The 15,972-nt window shown below is 66.6% G+C and carries 15 protein-coding genes; 10 read left to right on the forward strand and 5 right to left on the reverse strand.

Annotated features, from left to right (window positions below):
• Nucleotides 1–56: 56 nt before the first annotated feature.
• Nucleotides 57–1,244 (forward strand): NAD(P)/FAD-dependent oxidoreductase, encoded by a 1,188-nt coding sequence (locus FEZ61_RS06580; RefSeq protein ID WP_173147888.1) that lies wholly within the window; start codon nucleotides 57–59, stop codon nucleotides 1,242–1,244.
• Between the two features lie 78 nt (nucleotides 1,245–1,322).
• On the opposite strand, the gene FEZ61_RS06585 is transcribed toward FEZ61_RS06580, so the two are convergent.
• Together FEZ61_RS06585 and FEZ61_RS06590 are read right to left on the reverse strand one after the other, a co-directional pair.
• A complete protein-coding gene (locus FEZ61_RS06585; RefSeq protein WP_173147890.1) occupies nucleotides 1,323–2,324 on the reverse strand; it encodes a membrane dipeptidase in 1,002 nt (333 codons plus the stop codon).
• A 106-nt stretch (nucleotides 2,325–2,430) separates the two neighbouring features.
• Entirely contained in the window at nucleotides 2,431–2,691 is a 261-nt protein-coding gene (locus tag FEZ61_RS06590) for a hypothetical protein (protein WP_160922747.1), read from the reverse strand.
• 259 nt (nucleotides 2,692–2,950) lie between these two features.
• Between FEZ61_RS06590 and cydP the strand changes: the two genes are divergently transcribed.
• From cydP to FEZ61_RS06620, 6 genes are all read left to right on the forward strand, one after another.
• Nucleotides 2,951–3,094: a cytochrome oxidase putative small subunit CydP gene (cydP, locus tag FEZ61_RS06595; RefSeq protein WP_017641416.1), complete on the forward strand. Its 144-nt coding sequence runs from the start codon at nucleotides 2,951–2,953 to the stop codon at nucleotides 3,092–3,094.
• Nucleotides 3,095–3,126: 32 nt separating this feature from the next.
• A complete protein-coding gene (locus tag FEZ61_RS06600) occupies nucleotides 3,127–4,740 on the forward strand; it encodes a cytochrome ubiquinol oxidase subunit I (RefSeq protein ID WP_173147892.1) in 1,614 nt (537 codons plus the stop codon).
• 10 nt (nucleotides 4,741–4,750) lie between these two features.
• Entirely contained in the window at nucleotides 4,751–5,890 is a 1,140-nt protein-coding gene (gene cydB / locus FEZ61_RS06605; protein ID WP_173147894.1) for a cytochrome d ubiquinol oxidase subunit II, read from the forward strand.
• A 26-nt stretch (nucleotides 5,891–5,916) separates the two neighbouring features.
• Nucleotides 5,917–6,033 carry a cytochrome bd-I oxidase subunit CydX gene (gene cydX, locus FEZ61_RS06610; RefSeq protein WP_017641419.1) on the forward strand — a complete coding sequence of 39 codons (117 nt, stop codon included), beginning with the start codon at nucleotides 5,917–5,919 and terminating at the stop codon, nucleotides 6,031–6,033.
• A complete protein-coding gene (locus tag FEZ61_RS06615) occupies nucleotides 6,020–6,316 on the forward strand; it encodes a cyd operon YbgE family protein (protein WP_173148111.1) in 297 nt (98 codons plus the stop codon). Before cydX ends, FEZ61_RS06615 begins: the two co-directional genes overlap by 14 nt.
• Before the next feature lie 214 nt (nucleotides 6,317–6,530).
• A complete protein-coding gene (locus FEZ61_RS06620; protein ID WP_017641421.1) occupies nucleotides 6,531–8,492 on the forward strand; it encodes a methyl-accepting chemotaxis protein in 1,962 nt (653 codons plus the stop codon).
• Nucleotides 8,493–8,573: 81 nt separating this feature from the next.
• Here FEZ61_RS06620 and FEZ61_RS06625 read toward each other — a convergent pair whose 3' ends face one another.
• Nucleotides 8,574–10,559, reverse strand: a complete 1,986-nt coding sequence (locus FEZ61_RS06625) for a sigma 54-interacting transcriptional regulator (RefSeq protein WP_064309020.1) — start codon at nucleotides 10,557–10,559, stop codon at nucleotides 8,574–8,576.
• A 182-nt stretch (nucleotides 10,560–10,741) separates the two neighbouring features.
• On the opposite strand from FEZ61_RS06625, the gene FEZ61_RS06630 reads away from it, so the two are divergent.
• Genes FEZ61_RS06630 through FEZ61_RS06640 form a run of 3 tightly spaced genes read left to right on the forward strand, consistent with a single transcriptional unit; the run spans nucleotide 10,742 to nucleotide 13,525 of the window.
• Nucleotides 10,742–11,758, forward strand: a complete 1,017-nt coding sequence (locus FEZ61_RS06630; RefSeq protein WP_173147896.1) for a Gfo/Idh/MocA family oxidoreductase — start codon at nucleotides 10,742–10,744, stop codon at nucleotides 11,756–11,758.
• A 5-nt stretch (nucleotides 11,759–11,763) separates the two neighbouring features.
• Nucleotides 11,764–12,552: a TIM barrel protein gene (locus FEZ61_RS06635; RefSeq protein ID WP_173147898.1), complete on the forward strand. Its 789-nt coding sequence runs from the start codon at nucleotides 11,764–11,766 to the stop codon at nucleotides 12,550–12,552.
• 46 nt (nucleotides 12,553–12,598) lie between these two features.
• Nucleotides 12,599–13,525: a sugar ABC transporter substrate-binding protein gene (locus FEZ61_RS06640; RefSeq protein ID WP_173147900.1), complete on the forward strand. Its 927-nt coding sequence runs from the start codon at nucleotides 12,599–12,601 to the stop codon at nucleotides 13,523–13,525.
• A 192-nt stretch (nucleotides 13,526–13,717) separates the two neighbouring features.
• On the opposite strand, the gene FEZ61_RS06645 is transcribed toward FEZ61_RS06640, so the two are convergent.
• Nucleotides 13,718–14,332 (reverse strand): TetR family transcriptional regulator, encoded by a 615-nt coding sequence (locus FEZ61_RS06645; RefSeq protein WP_173147902.1) that lies wholly within the window; start codon nucleotides 14,330–14,332, stop codon nucleotides 13,718–13,720.
• Between the two features lie 338 nt (nucleotides 14,333–14,670).
• Nucleotides 14,671–15,957 carry a beta-ketoacyl-ACP synthase II gene (fabF, locus tag FEZ61_RS06650; RefSeq protein WP_173147904.1) on the reverse strand — a complete coding sequence of 429 codons (1,287 nt, stop codon included), beginning with the start codon at nucleotides 15,955–15,957 and terminating at the stop codon, nucleotides 14,671–14,673.
• Nucleotides 15,958–15,972 lie beyond the last annotated feature (15 nt).

Here is a 15,972-nt window from a genome sequence, read left to right on the forward strand (position 1 = left end):
GGTAACATGCGCCGCCGCGGGCCGGTGGCCCCCTATCTGCAGGCAAGGAGTCAAGAGTGTTCGATACCCAGGTCATCATCATCGGGGCCGGCGCGGCCGGTTTGATGTGCGCCCTGAGCGCCGCGGCGCGCGGGCGCCAGGTGCTGGTACTCGATCACGCCAACAAGGCGGGCAAGAAGATCCTCATGTCCGGGGGCGGCCGCTGCAACTTCACCAACCTCTATTGCGAGCCGGCCAACTTCCTCTCGCAGAATGCGCATTTCTGCAAATCGGCCCTGGCGCGTTTCACCCAGTGGGATTTCATTGCCCTGGTGGCCAAGCATGGCGTGCCCTACCACGAGAAGAAGCTCGGCCAGCTGTTCTGCGACAACAAGGCCAGCGACATCCTCGCCCTGCTGCTGGACGAGTGCGAACAGGGCGGCGTCGACATCCGCCTCGATACCTCGGTGCAGGAGATCACCCGCCTCGACCCAGGCGGATATCAATTGCAGACCAGCCTGGGCCCGGTGCGCGGCGAATCCCTGGTGATCGCCACCGGCGGCCTGTCGATCCCGACCCTGGGCGCCACCGGTTTCGGCTATCAGGTCGCCCGCCAGTTCGGCCACCAGCTGCTGCCGACCCGCGCCGGCCTGGTGCCCTTCACCATCACCGATCCCCAGCTGAAGGAATTTTGCAGCGCACTGTCCGGCACGGCGGTGGAAGACTGCCGGATCAGCTGCAATGGCCAGAGCTTCGTCGAGAATCTGCTGTTCACCCACCGTGGCCTGAGCGGTCCGGCGATCCTGCAGATCTCCTCCTACTGGCAACCGGGCGACACCCTCAGCATCGACTTGCTGCCCCACCTCGACCTGGTGCAATGGCTCGCCGAACAGCGCCAGGCGCGCCCCAACAGCGAACTCAAGACGCTGCTGGGCGAGCTGTTCACCAAGAAGATGGCTACCCTGCTCGCCGACAGCTGGTTCCAGTCCAAGCCCTTGAAGCAGTACACCCCCGACGAACTCAAGGCCATCGCGGCGCGGCTGCACGACTGGCAGCTGATCCCGGCGGGCACCGAAGGCTATCGCACCGCCGAGGTCACCCTGGGCGGCGTCGACACCCGCGAGGTCTCGTCCAAGACCCTGGAGTCGCTCAAGTCGCCTGGCCTGTACTTCATCGGCGAGGTGCTGGACGTCACCGGCCATCTGGGCGGCTTCAATTTCCAGTGGGCCTGGGCTTCGGGCTACGCGGCGGCGCAGTACGTCTAACCCAGGGATCACCACGAAGGGGCTTTGCCTGCGCTGAGCACGCCGCCGCGCCGAACGTTCCGCCGTCTACGCAAGGACTCAGGCAGCCGAAGACGGCCAGGTATGACTTGCGATGCGCAGGAAATTACCGCCCAGGATGGCATCGATATCGACGTCGCTGTAACCCCTGCCGGCCAGCTGCTGCCTGAGCTCGGGTAGCGCCTCCGGTTGCAGCTGGGTATGACCGTGAGGCTGTCCATAGTGACGTGCTGGCCACCAGTCTTCAGCGTCGACTCCCGCAGGAAGGTCATGGTCGTCAGGGCACAACTCGGTATCCAGTCCGATGCCGATATGACGGGTCCCGACCCGTTCCGCCAGGTAGTCGATCTGGCGGATATAGCTGGCCACCGACGCCTCGGGATCACCCAGAAAGATGCCTAGCCCGGTCAGGCCGATCACGCCATCCTGTTCCGCGCAGGCGCGGATCTGCCGATCGCTGATCGTCCGGGGATGATCATGGAGCGCCTTGATGTTGGTGTGGGAGAAGACCACCGGCCGGGTCGAGACCGCCATGATCTCCAGGCTGGCACGCTCGCTGGCATGGGAACAGTCGAGGGTGATGCCCGCGGCGTTGCCGGCCGCCACCACCGCGCGACCCAGCGTCGTCAGACCGCCGCCCTCGCCATGGCAACCCCCGGCGCAGGCGTTGTCGCGGTTGTAGGCGAGCAGCATCTGGCGTACCCCGAGGGCGGCATAGAGCCCGACCATCGCCGGGTCGTCGAGCAGCATGGTCGAGCCTTCGAGATCGAAGGAAACGGCCAGTTTGCCCTGTTCGTGCGCCCGGTGGAGGTCGGCCACCTCGCCGACGAGACAGAAGTGCGCGTCATGCCGAGCCAGCCAGGCACGGAAGCCGGCGAGGGTTTGCAGCACCGTCGTGAAAGGCGTCATGTCCATGCCGACATTGATCGACACATGATGGAAGCCGGCGTCGCGATAGCGACTCAAGCTAGACATGTCCTGTCCCGGCACCAGGGGCAGGCAGGCATGTGCCTCCCAGCGCAGCGGCTTGAGGCCTGTTGCCATGGCCGCGACAGTCTGCATCTTCGTCCCCCTCCACACGTCTCGAGGGGTTCAACATAGCATGCAGACTGGGCCCGGCATCCGCCCGGCCCGCGCTGTCGCCTGCCCAGGCGGGCCGGCCTCGGCGCTAGCCGACGTTCACGCCTCGCAGCAACGCCGGATCCACGGCCCGCGCCTGATAGCGCACCGCGGCCTGGCCATAGGCCTGGGGATCGAGCACCTGGTCCCAGCGTGCCGATGCCTGCTGCTGAACCGCCACGACCTCGGCGTGCGCCGCCTTGGGTTGCAGCGCCGCCTGGGCGCGTCTTTCATTGATCTCGGCGGCCATGGCGGTATAGCTGGCGGTGCTGAGCAGGGCGAGTGCGGCCATCTTGTTGAAGACGTTCATGGTGGATTCTCCGGTCTTGAACATGGGGGCTGGCGTCACCGCGGAAGCGGTCCGGCGTCAGTCACGGTGCTACCTTGCGCCCTGGCGTCTTAACGCTGTCTTAACGCCTCTGAACCCGACCTGAACGGCTGCGACAACCTGCCCCAGGCGATGGCCACTGGCCAATTGATCTGGATCAGTTTTGCCCAGGGCCAGCAGGCGCATCCTGCATGCAGCCGCCACTCCGCCCTGGAGGGGCGCCACGGCTCGCGAGGTCGCCATGAACGGACGCCTGGTCAAAGAACTCTTGGTCATCCTGCTGATCAAGCTGGCACTGCTGATGGTGATCAAGAGCCTCTGGTTCAGCGCCCCCACGGTCCCGCCCGACGCCACCCAGGCGGTCAGCGCCCACCTGCTGGACTAGCACCCTTTCCCCCTTCTGAGGAGATTGCCGGGATGATCTCGGAATCCGTCGTGGACCTGTCACGCCTGCAATTCGGCATGACCGCGCTGTATCACTTCATCTTCGTGCCCCTGACCCTGGGGCTGGTGGTGATCCTGGGAATCATGGAGTCGGTCTATGTGATGACCGGCAAACAGGTCTACAGGGACATGACCAAGTTCTGGGGCAAGCTGTTCGGCATCAACTTCGCCCTGGGCGTCACCACCGGCCTGACCATGGAGTTCCAGTTCGGCACCAACTGGGCCTACTACTCCCACTATGTCGGCGACATCTTCGGTGCGCCCCTGGCCATCGAGGGCCTGATGGCCTTCTTCCTCGAATCCACCCTGATCGGGCTGTTCTTCTTTGGTTGGGATCGCCTGTCCAAGGGTCAGCACCTGCTGGTGACCTGGCTGGTGGCGCTGGGCTCGAACCTCTCCGCCCTATGGATCCTGGTGGCCAACGGCTGGATGCAGAACCCGGTCGGCGCCGAGTTCAACTACGTGACCATGCGCATGGAGCTGGCCGACTTCGGTGCCCTACTGCTCAACCCCGTGGCCCAGGTGAAATTCGTCCACACCGTCGCCTCGGGCTACGTCACCGGCGCCATCTTCGTGCTGGCGATCTCCAGCTACTACCTGCTCAAGGGCCGCGACATCGGCTTCGCCCGGCGCTCCTTCGCCGTGGCCACCGCCTTCGGTACCGCCGCGGTCATCTCGGTGATCGTGCTGGGTGACGAATCCGGCTATCGCGTGGGCGAGGTCCAGAAGGTCAAGCTGGCCGCCATCGAAGCCGAGTGGAACACCGAGGAAGCCCCGGCCTCCTTCACCCTGTTCGGCATCCCCAATCAACAGGAGATGCGCACCGACTACGCGGTGAAGATCCCCTATCTGATGGGCCTGATCGCCACCCGCTCCACCACCGAACAGGTCACCGGCATCAAGGATCTGGTCAGCCAATACGAGGCCCGCGTCCGCAACGGCGCCCAGGCCTACGCGCTGCTGGAGCGGCTACGTGCCGGCGACGACTCCGCCGCCACCCGCGCAGCCTTCGACGCCCACAAGCAGGACCTGGGCTATGGCCTGCTGTTGAAGAAATACGTCAACGATCCCGCCACGGCCACCCCCGAGCAGGTCCGGCAGGCCGCGCGGGACACCATCCCTGGGGTCGCCAGCCTGTTCTGGACCTTCCGCATCATGGTCGCCAGCGGCGTGCTGATGCTGGCGCTGTTCATCTGCGCCTTCTGGGCCTCGACCCGGCGCAACGAGCTGAAGAAGCCCTGGCTGCTGAAGTGGGCCCTGTTCAGCCTGCCGCTGCCCTGGGTCGCCACCCAGACCGGCTGGTGGGTGGCCGAGCACGGTCGCCAGCCCTGGACCATCAGCGAGGTATTGCCCACCCACCTGTCGGCCTCGACCCTGGCCCCGGCCGATCTGTGGGGCTCCATCGGCGCCCTGGTGACCTTCTACACCCTGCTGCTGATCGTGGAGATGTACCTGATGATCCGCTTCGCTCGCCTCGGCCCGAGCAGCCTGCACACCGGCCGCTACTTCCACGAACGGGCTGCCCAGGTCGGCGACGCCCTGCGCCAGGCCGCCACCGCCAAGCCCGTCGCACCGGCCAACGCCTGAGGAGACTGCCATGTTCGACTACGAAGTGCTCAAGCTCACCTGGTGGGTGCTGATCGGCGTCCTGCTGATTGGCTTCGCCCTCACCGACGGCTTCGACATGGGCGCCATGATCCTGATGCCCCTGATCGGCAAGACCGACAAGGAACGCCGCGCCGCCATCAACAGCATCGCGCCGCACTGGGACGGCAACCAGGTCTGGTTCATCACCGCCGGCGGCGCCCTCTTCGCCGCCTGGCCGATGGTCTATGCCACCGCCTTCTCCGGGCTCTATTGGGCACTGCTACTGGTGCTCTTCGCCCTGTTCCTGCGTCCGGTGGGCTTCGACTACCGCAGCAAGCTCGACAACACCCGCTGGCGCAACGCCTGGGACTGGGGCCTGTTCACCGGCAGCCTGGTACCGGCCCTGGTGTTTGGCGTGGCCTTCGGCAATCTCTTCCAGGGCGTGCCCTTCCAACTCGACGACACCCTGAGATCCACCTACAGCGGCAGCTTTTTCGCCCTGCTCAACCCCTTCGCCCTGCTCAGCGGCGCGGTCAGCCTGGCCATGCTCTGCGCCCATGGCGGCAGCTGGCTGATGCTGCGCACCCACCATGCCCTGGGCGAGCGCGCCCGCCGGGCCACCGGCCTGTGCGCCCTGCTCCACCTCGTCACCTTCGGTCTGGCCGGTGTCTGGCTGGCCTACGGCTTCGACGGCTACATGCTGGTCAGCCAGGGCGATCCAGGCAGCGCCCTGAATCCGCTGCACAAGGTGGTAGCCGCCGGCAATCCGGGCTGGCTGGCCAACTACCATACCCAGCCGCTGACCCTGCTCGCCCCGGTGCTGGCCGCGCTCGGCAGCGTCCTGGCGCTGCTCGGCAGCAGCTGGCGTCAGGCCGGCCTGGCCTTCACCGGCACGTCCCTGGCCATCGTCGGCACCCTCGCCACCGCCGGCTGCGCGCTGTTTCCCTTCGTGCTGCCGTCGAGCCTGGACCCGGCCTCGAGCTTGACCATCTGGGACGCCGTCTCCAGCCACAAGACGCTGGGCATCATGTTCGTCGCCGCGGCCATTTTCGTGCCGCTCATCCTGGCCTACACCCTGTGGAGCTACGTGCGCATGTGGGGCAAGGTCGACGACCGCTTCATCGACGCCAACCCCCACGGCCTCTACTGATCAGCCCCTCTCAAGGAGACTCCTTCATGTGGTACTTCACCTGGATCCTCGGTGTCCTGCTCGCCGCGAGCTTCGGCATCATCAACGCCCTCTGGCTGGAAAGCACCCGGGAGCTCGATATCCATGACGATGCCGAGTGCTGAGGCCCTGCCCCGCGTCCACCCGCTGGGGCGAACGCTGTCCCTGCTGCTGGCGGCGCCCCTGGCGCTGCTGCTGTTGATCCACCCGGGGCTGATGCTCGACGCCAGCGGCCAGTACAGCCATCCGTTGCTGATGGCGGTGATGCTCGGCGTCTCGGCCGGGCTGGTCCACGGCGTGGGCTTCGTGCCGCGCCTGTCGCTGTGGCGCCTGGTGTTCGGGCCAGTGGTGGGCTGGCCGCTGCTGGTGCTGGGCTACGCCCTGCTCATCAGGGCACAGCTGGGCTGATTGAAGTCTGATGATAGCGTCCGGCATTCCCGGACGCCGCTCAGACCACCAGGTTTATCGCCTGGCAGTGCGTCTCACCCCCACGCTCGCAGCAAAAAATAATCTGACGATAAAGGTTCGTCTGCAGGTGCCGACATATTCGGAATCGACCTCGACTCGCCGGCTCCTTACCTTGTCGTCGGCGCACCCGCTGACCGCCTCAGAGACTTTCACGATGCTCAGGAACGCCCCTCTCAGTACCAAACTCCTGCTGATCCTGCTCCTGCCCCTGGCCGGCTTCCTGGTGATCTCGGGCCTCTACACCGCCGATCGCTACGAAACGCTCAAGAACATGGAGCACACCGTGACCGCCAGTGCCACGGCCGAGCGCGTCAGTGCCTTGGTCACCAGCCTGCAGCGCGAGCGCGGTGCCAGCGGCGTGTTCCTCGGCAGTGGTGGCAAGTCGATGCAGGACAAGCTCAAGACCTTCCGCGAAGATAGCGATAAGGCACAGAACAACCTACGTGCGTTGGCCACCGGTAACGACGCCGCCATCCAGACCGCCATGCGCGCCTTGGACACCCTGCGTGACCTGCGCAGCAAGGTCGATGGCCTGGCGCTCAACAGCACCCAGTCCGGCGCGGCCTACACCGACCTGATCAAGGCGCTGATCGGCTACACCCATGCCCTCGAAGCGGGTGTTGATGATCCTGAAATCCTGCGCGCCCTGGGCGCCCTCAATCTCTTCGTCGAGATGAAGGAACGCGCCGGCCGCGAGCGCGTACTGCTGGGCTTGGCCTTCAACCAGAATCGCTTCGACGCTGGCCTGCTGTCGCGCTTCGCCCGCAACCTGGGCGAATTCTCCGCCTACGCCGACGCCTTCCAGCGCAAGGCCACGCCTGAATTCATCCGTCAGCTTGACGACACCTTCAAGCAGCCCAGCGCCATGGAAGTCACCCGCCTGCAACAGCTGGCCTTCACCGTGCCGCTTGGCGATGCCCTGGGCGTCAAGCCGGAGGACTGGTTCAACCTGGCCACCCAACGTATCGACCTGATGGGCCAGGTGGAGGCGGACCTGGGTGCCAGCGTCGGCGCCCAGGCCGAACAGGCCCGTGCGGGCGCCAGTCGCGATCTCTGGACCACCCTCGGCCTGGTGCTGCTGGTGCTGGTGGCCGTCTCGGCGCTGGCCTGGGTGATCATTCGCAACATCAAGCAGGCGGTCGAACAGGTCAACGGCACCCTTACCCGCCTGGCCACCCGGGACCTCACCGCCCGCTGCGCCTACCAGGGCAAGGACGAGTTCGGCACCATCACCGGCAACCTCAATCTGATGAGCCAGGAGCTCGGCCAGGTCATCCAGGAGATCGGCGCCGCCACCGTGCAGGTCGCCACCGCCGCCGAAGAGGCGTCGGCGGTCGCCATCCAGACCAGCCAGAACGTCGCCCAGCAGCGTCTGGGGACCGATCAGGTCGCCACCGCCATCGCCGAGATGAGCGCCACGGTCAAGGACGTCGCCCGCAGTACCACCGAGGCGGCCGAAGGCTCGCGCCAGGTCGAGGGCAACACCAGCCAGGGCCGCCGCGAATTGCAGGCCACCATCGGCCTGGTTCAGGGGCTGTCGGTGCAGGCCGAGCGGACCTCGGAGATCATCGCCGAACTCAAGCAGGAAAGCGATGCCATCTCCTCGGTGCTGGACGTGATCCGCGGCATCGCCGAGCAGACCAACCTGCTGGCCCTCAACGCCGCCATCGAGGCCGCGCGCGCCGGCGAAGCCGGGCGTGGCTTCGCCGTGGTGGCCGACGAGGTACGCTCCCTGGCCCAGAAGACCCAGCAATCCACCGGCAGCATCCAGCAGATGATCACTCATCTGCAGAGCGGCTCCGACCGTGCTACCCAGGCCATGCAGGAGACCCTGAGCCAGGTGCAGACCGGCGCCAGCAACGTGGTCCGCGCCGGCGAGCTGCTGGGCGAGATCGCCGAGGGCGTGACCCTGATCAACGACCGCAACATCCAGGTGGCCTCGGCCGCCGAACAGCAGAGCCAGGTCGCCGAAGAGATCAGCCGCAACGTCAACGACATCAACGACCTGGTGATCCAGGTCAGCGCCGGCGCCGAACAGACCGCCGTCACCAGTCGCGAACTGGCCCGTCTGGCCGAACAGCAACAAGCCCTGGTCGGCCGCTTCCGGGTGGCCTGATGCTGCCGGGGCTGCCAGCGAGCGGCAGGCCAGGACGCGCTCGCCAGAACGTGGCTCGCTTCAGTTGGGCGCTGCCGGACTTCAGCGTCCTGGCCGGAAATCCGCCGGATTCAAGGCGTAGCGGCGCAGCTTCACATAAAGCCCGGCGCGCGAGATCCCGAGCCGGGTCGCGGTTTGACGAAGGTTGCCGCGGGTCTGCTGCAAGGTGGCACGGATCAGGTCCCGCTGCCCCGCTTCAAGGGGGGTGAGGCGCTCGCCCTCGGTATCCGTGGACAGCGTGTTGGCGACCATCGAAGGTGGCAGGTCTCCCGGCTGTATGAGCGGCCCCTGGGCCAGATTGACCGCCCGCTCGATGACGTTCTCCAGCTCCCGCACGTTGCCGGGCCAGCTATGGGCCAGCAGCAACGTCAGCGCTTCGTCCGCGATGGCCGGCGGTGGCCGTTCCAGGTGACGGCTCAGCGCCTTGAGCAGAGTAGCCACCAGCAGCGGAATGTCTTCGCGACGCTCCCGCAATGGCGGTACCTGCAGGGGAAGCACATTGAGGCGATAGAAGACATCCCCACGGAAGCTCCCGCCGGTCACGGCCTGGGCCAGGTCGCGATGGGTCGCGGCGATGACGCGGACGTCCACCGCCTGGGCCTTCTTGGCACCGATCCGGGTCACCTCGCCCTCCTGCAGCACCCGGAGCAGGCTCGCCTGGGCTTCCAGGGGCATGTCGCCGATCTCGTCGAGAAACAGCGTGCCGCCATCGGCCAGCTCGAACTTGCCCGCCGCACCGCCGCGGGCGGCGCCGGTGAAGGCGCCCTCGACGTGGCCGAACAGCTCGCTCTGCACCAGGTCGCGCGGGATGGCGCCGCAATTCACAGCGACGAAGGGCCCATGCCGCCGGGCGCTGGCGTTATGGATCGCCTGGGCGAACAGCTCCTTGCCTACCCCACTTTCTCCCAGTACCAGCACCGTGGCCTCGCTGTGGCTGGCTGCCTGAGCCACGCGCAAGGCGTTCTGCAAGGCTGGCGAGCGGCCCTGGATATCGCTGAAGCTGTAACGCGCCCGGGTACCCAGCAGTTGCCGAGTGATCTCGCGGATGCGGCGATTCTCTCGCAGCGACAGCACCCAGCCGCCCTGGGCGATGGGCGCGGCGGAGGCCAGGCACGGCAAGCCGCTGCCGTCTGGTAGCAACAGGGTGAGGTCGCGGTCCTGGCGTTCCCAGCGACGATCCAGCCAGAGGTCCAGGTCGGTGTCCTGGGTGATGAGGCTGGCGAAGGGGCGCCCCCGCTGTGGATCGTCGAGCTGCAGCAGGCGTCGCGCATAGCCGTTCAGGCTACGGATGCAGCGGTCGTCGTCGAGCAGGATGACGCCTTCGTTGAGGACCTCCAGCACCCGCTGCTGCTCGTCCAGCAGCGCGGTGAGCGCCAGCTGGCGGGAGATCGCATCGGCCGCGGCCTGGACCGTGCCCAGGGTATGGCAGTGGAAGTTGCCCACCGCCGCGGTGAGGGTCAGGGCGCCGAGCAGCCGTCCCTGGGTGTCGCGGACCGGTGCCGAGGCGCAGTGCATCCGCCGTTCGCGCAGCTCGCGCTTGAAATTCTCGCCCGCCAGGACAAATACCAGCCGCTGCTCGCGCAGGGCCAGGCCGGTGCAGTTGGTGCCCTGCACCGACTCCAGCAGACGGCTGCCCAGCGGGGTGAGATCCAGCCCGCAGGCGGCCAGGGTCACGCCCTCGGCATCCGCCAGGTTGAGGTGCCCGTCCGGGTTGTAGCGCAACAGCTCGGCCATGACCGGCGCGGCGATGTCCAGCAGCTCGCGCTGCCGCTGCAGCCGGCGGGCCAGTTCCTGCGACTCGACGAACTCGTAGTGGAATTCCTCCGCGACGATGCCCGCCGCGCGGCTGCGCAGCCAGGACGCCCGGATCACCGGCCGCACCGGGACCAGTTCCGTGGCCCCCGCCAGGCAGTCGGTCCAGGCGGCATCCAGCTCGCGCTGGAAACCTTCGGCGACCGACGACCGCTGCAGCTCGCTGACGAATTGCAATTCCCGCGTCAGCTCGCTCGGGGCGACCTGCTCCTGCATCTTCGGCTCCTCGTCCAACCTTTGGACATGTCAAGCTGGACATGTCTTTTTTATAGACATAAACGCGGACTGGCAAGTCCCGTAGGCCGCGACCTGGCTGCCTTTTCTGCCCTGGCATGGCGGTTGCTCCCTCCCCGTCGGGCACATCGCCCACGCCTATAACAACCACAAGAGAACGCCTCATGCCCCAGACGAAGCCCCCCCTCGCCCTCGGCCTCATCGGTACCGGTCGCATGGGTACCTTTCATGCCACCGCCCTCGCCCGGCACCTGCATGGCGCGCGGCTGGTCGCCCTGGCCGATCCGGCGCCTGGCGCCGCTGCCCGGCTTGGCGAAACCCTGGATGTCGCCCATATCCACACCGACCCCCAGGCGTTGATCGAGGATCCCGCCGTCGAGGCCGTGGTCATCGTCGCCCCGGCCCGCAGCCATGCCGAACTAGTGGTGGCCGCCGCCCGCGCCGGCAAGCCGGTGTTCTGCGAAAAACCCATGGCCGTGACCCTGGAAGAGGCCGACCGGGCCATCGCCGCCTGCGCGGAGGCTGGCGTGGCCCTGCAGGTGGGCTTCAACCGGCGATTCGCCACCAGCTTCCGCAGCGCACGGGAGCTGATCGTCCAGGGGCGGATCGGCACACCGCAACTACTGCGCTCCCTCACCCGCGATCCGGCGCTGCACGATCCGGCGGCGGTGAAACCCTGGACCATCTTCCTCGAGACCCTGATCCACGACTTCGACACCCTCAACTTCTTCAATCCGGGCGCCCGCGCCGTGCAGGTCTACGCAGTGGCCGACGCCCTGGTGCGCCCCGATTTCCGTGACCGCGGCCTACTGGACACCGCCGTGGTGACCATTCGCTACGACAACGGCGCCATCGCCACCGCCGAGGCCAACTTCCAGGCGGTGTACGGCTACGACGTGCGCGGCGAGGTGTTCGGCAGCGCGGGGATGCTGACCGCCGGGGACGCCCGGACCAGCGAGCTGGTCTACTACGGCGCCGAAGGCATCAGCCAGACCACCCAGCGCTCCGACGCCGAGTTGCTGCGCGACGCCTACCTGGCCGAGCTGCGCGCCTTCGTCGATGCCGTGCGCGAAGGCACCCCGGTGCCGGTGGGCGGCCACGATGCCCGGGCGGCGCTGGCCATCGCCCTGGCCGCCATCGAATCGGTGCAGACCGGCCAGCCGGTCGCCGTCGCGGAGTGAAGCCCATGACCTCATCGCCCTTCATCCTGGCTGTCAGCGCCGAAATGGTCTTTCTCGACCTGCCCTTCGTAGAGCGGGTCCGCCGCCTGCACGCCCTGGGCTTCGCCGTGGAGATCTGGGACTGGACGCGCCACGACATCGACGCCCTGGCGGCCACCGGCGCGCGCTTCACCTCCATGACCGGCTATGTCTCAGGCGACCTGGTGAGCGCCGAAGGCCGTGCCGCCCTGCTGGCCAGTGCCCGGGAATCCCTGGCCGTGGCCGAGCGCCTGGCCTGCCCTTCGCTCAATCTGCATGGCACCGGCCTGGACCCACGCGGCCTGCCGGTCAAGCCGCTGGCCGAGGTGAGCGGCCATCACTGGCTGGCGGCGCGTGACGCCCTCGCCGAGATCGCCCGCCTGGGCGAGTCCGCCGGCCGGGTCTTCCTGCTGGAGAACCTCAATACCGCGGTGGACCATCCCGGCGTGCCCTTCGCCCGCGCCGAAGAGACCCTGGCCCTGATCGAGGCGGTGGCCAGTCCCTACCTGCGGCTCAACCTGGACCTCTACCATGCCCAGATCGGCGAAGGGAACCTGATCGAGCTGATCCATCGGGCCGGGTCGGCCATTGGCGAGATCCAGGTAGCCGATGTCCCGGGGCGCTGCGAGCCGGGGACCGGCGAGATTCACTACCCGGCCATTGCCCGGGCCCTCGCCAGGCTCGGCTATCGCGGTGTGGTCGGCCTCGAAGGCTGGGCTGCCGAAGGTGATACCGAGCGTGCGTTGGAGCGCTTCAGAACGGCCTTCACCCTGTAGTCCCCGCTAGATGTTTCCGCTCGCATAACAACAAGAGGAACTGAACATGCTGCTTCGCAACCTGCTGTGCGCCGCCTTCGCCTTCGCCCTGACGCCCCTGGCCCTCGCCGACTACCGTATCGGGGTCAGCATCGCCAAGGTCGACGACAACTTCATGACCTATGTCCGCCGCAATCTGGAAGAGGCGGGCAAGGCGGAAAAGATCAGCCTGCAATTCGAGGATGCCCAGGGCGACGTCGTTCGCCAGCTGAACCAGGTGCAGAGCTTCCTGGCGCAGAACGTGGACGCCGTGATCGTGCTGCCGGTGGACACCGCCGCCACCGTCAACATTACCCGCGCCGCCACCACGGCCAAGGTTCCGCTGGTGTACGTCAACCGGCGCCCGGACGATCCCAAGCTGCCCGCTGGGGTGGTCGCAGTGGCCTCGGACGACCTGCAGGCCGGACAGTTGCAGGGGCAGTTCATCGCCAAGCAGCTGAACGGCAAGGGCAACATCGCCCTGATCATGGGCGAGCTGACCCAGAACGCCACCCGCGGTCGCTCCGAAGGTCTCAAGGAAGCGCTTAAGGCCTATCCCGACATCAAGGTGATCGCCCAGCAGAACGCGGACTGGGACCGCAGCAAGGGCATGGACCTGACCAGCAACTGGCTGACTGCCGGGACCCATTTCGACGCCATCGTCGCCAACAACGACGAGATGGCCATCGGCGCCGCCATGGCGCTGCAACAGGCCGGAATGGGCAAGGGTCAGGTTCCGGTGGTGGGGGTGGATGGTCTGCCCGATGGTCAGGCGGCCATCAAGCGCGGACTGCTGGCCGCCTCGGTGTTCCAGGACCCCCGCGGCCAGGCCGTACAGGCGGTGCAATCCGCGCTCAGGATGATCCGCAAGGAACCGGTCCAGGCGGATGTCTGGGTGCCGTACGAGCTGATCACGCCCGGCAACCTGGCGGATTACACCGCTCGTTTTAAGTAGCGACCGGGAGCGCGCCGGCCTGAACGGCGTAGCGTCCCGAAATTGTGCGGGTCGCTGCCGGAAAAGAGCGATCGCCCTGCAGGAGCGCCCCTGAAGGCTGAAAACCGACGCCCGGGACAGCTCAGTACCGCGTCCAGTGGGAGCAAGGCGTCAGTGCCGGTCCCTTGCGCCACTGGCGCCGCTCGCCCACCTTCAGGGCCAGTCTTTCACCAGCGACCTGAAGTAGAGGGTGAAGATCAGCCGTACATCCATGAGCGGCGCGAAGATGTCCTGGTCACGAAGGATGCCAGCCAGCGTGCCGCAAAACAGGCTATGCAGCTGTAGGCTGGCACTTCTCGGCGTCACCGCGACCTGCAGGCGCTGCCGTTGGCCATCGAAGAGGCGCTCGACGAGCGCCACGAATTCACGGGTCAGGGCATTTTCCCGCTGTTCGACTTCCTGCAGTTCCTGAGTGAATTCGCAACGGTGCATCAGGATGGTCATGACACGACGCTCCCGTCCCGGCTGAACGAATTTCTCCATGCACTCGACGCACAGTTCGTACAGCCTCATCAGGCAATCGCCCTCCCCATCCATACTCAGCTGCTGGGTGACTTCGTCAAGCGGAATGCGGATGCGATTGAGCATCTCGTGGACCAGCTGCGCCTTGTCCCTGAAATGCCAATACACCGCTCCTCGCGTGAGCCCGCACTCTCTGGCGATCATTTCGAGGCTGGTGCGTGAAACACCATTGGTGAGAAACAACGCCTCGGCTGCATCCAGAATGGTCTGGCGTGTCTGCTCAGCGTCTTCTTTTGTACGGCGCATCGCTATCTCGTTTCAAAGGCGTCTGTTTTGGCAGTCTAACGTTTCGCCGGCCTTTTACAAACATTCTTGCATGTATGCTTACCTAGCGCATCTCTTCGGCACTTACATCGATGCGCACTCGTCATTCCTGGGAGCTACGTGGGTGCCGGCTGCCCAGTCAGGTTTTGGACAGCGGCTGGAGAAAAACAGGAAGAGAGCCTTCTCTTCCTGGTGGACTCATTTCTTATCTGAAACGACGCAGGGAAACGCCGTTCCTACCGCTACGCGAGTCCAAAAATCATGTGCACCGCCGCGCGCGTGGCCGGCCGGGCCACCCGTGCAAGCACGTTCAGCAACTATCAGCTCCCCATCCAATGCCTGAACAGCACGCTGGCGTTCACCCCACCGAAACCGAAGCCATTCGACAGCGCGTACTCAATCGGTATCTGCCGTGCCTGCAGGGCAACGAGGTTCAGGCCTTCGGCAGCCGGATCCGGATGGTGCAGATTCAGCGTCGGCGGCACGACCTGGTCACGCAGGGCGAGCACGGTGAAGATGGCCTCGATGCCGCCCGCGGCACCCAACAGATGCCCGGTGCTCGACTTGGTGGAGGTGATGGCTACCGGAGATGCATCGCCAAACACTGCGCGGATGGCGGCCAGCTCGCCCTTGTCACCCACCTGGGTGGAGGTGGCGTGGGCGTTGATGTGCTGGACTTCGGTCGCGTCGATCCCGGCCTGGCGCAGCGCCTGCGTCATGGCGCGGCGGGCACCGCTGCCATCTTCCGGGCCGGCGGTGAGGTGGTAGGCATCGGCACTGGTGCCATAGCCCACCAATTCGGCCAGGGGTGTGGCGCCCCGTGCCAGGGCATGCTCCAGGGTCTCGATCACCAGCAGCCCCGCGCCTTCGGCCATGACGAAGCCGTCGCGATCACTGTCGAAGGGACGCGAAGCCTCCTGCGGACGCTCGTTGAATCCCGTGGACAGGGCGCGGGCGACGGCGAAGCTGCCCAGGCTCACACGATTGATTGCCGCCTCCGCCCCGCCGCAGAGAGCGATGTCGGCCTCGCCGCTGCGGATCAGCCGGGCGGCGTCGCCGATGGCCTGGACACCGGCGGCGCAGGCGGTGATCGGCGCGCCCAGCGGACCGCGGAAGCCGTACTGGATGGAAACGTTGCCTGCCGCCATATTGGCCAGGAACGAGGGTGCGGTGAACGGCGAGAGCCGCCGTGGGCCACGCGCATCGGTGGTCCGTACCGCCTCGGCGATGGCACCGAAACCGCCGACCCCGGACGCGATGATGGTCGCCGTCCGCTCCCGTTGCGCCTCGCTGATCGGCTGCCAGCCGGCCTGGTCGAGCGCTTCCTTGGCCGCCACCAGAGCGAACTCGATGAAGCGATCCATCTTCTTCAGGTCCTTGGCGGCGATGGCCACCAGGGGGTCGTAGCCCGCTTCCGGATCTTCGGCGCGGCTCGGTACCTGACCGGCGATGAGACTGCCCACCCCGTCGCTGACCTCGGCCGGCAACAGGCTCAGTCCCGAGCGACCGGCCAGCAGCCGCGCCCAGACGGCCTCGGTACCGCATCCCAGCGGACTGACGGTACCCACGCCGGTGACCACGATGCGTGTTCTGTCGTTGCCTTGCATTGCATTACCTCTTCT

This window comes from Pseudomonas sp. MS15a(2019) (assembly GCF_013277805.1).
Lineage (GTDB): Bacteria > Pseudomonadota > Gammaproteobacteria > Pseudomonadales > Pseudomonadaceae > Chryseomonas > Chryseomonas benzopyrenica.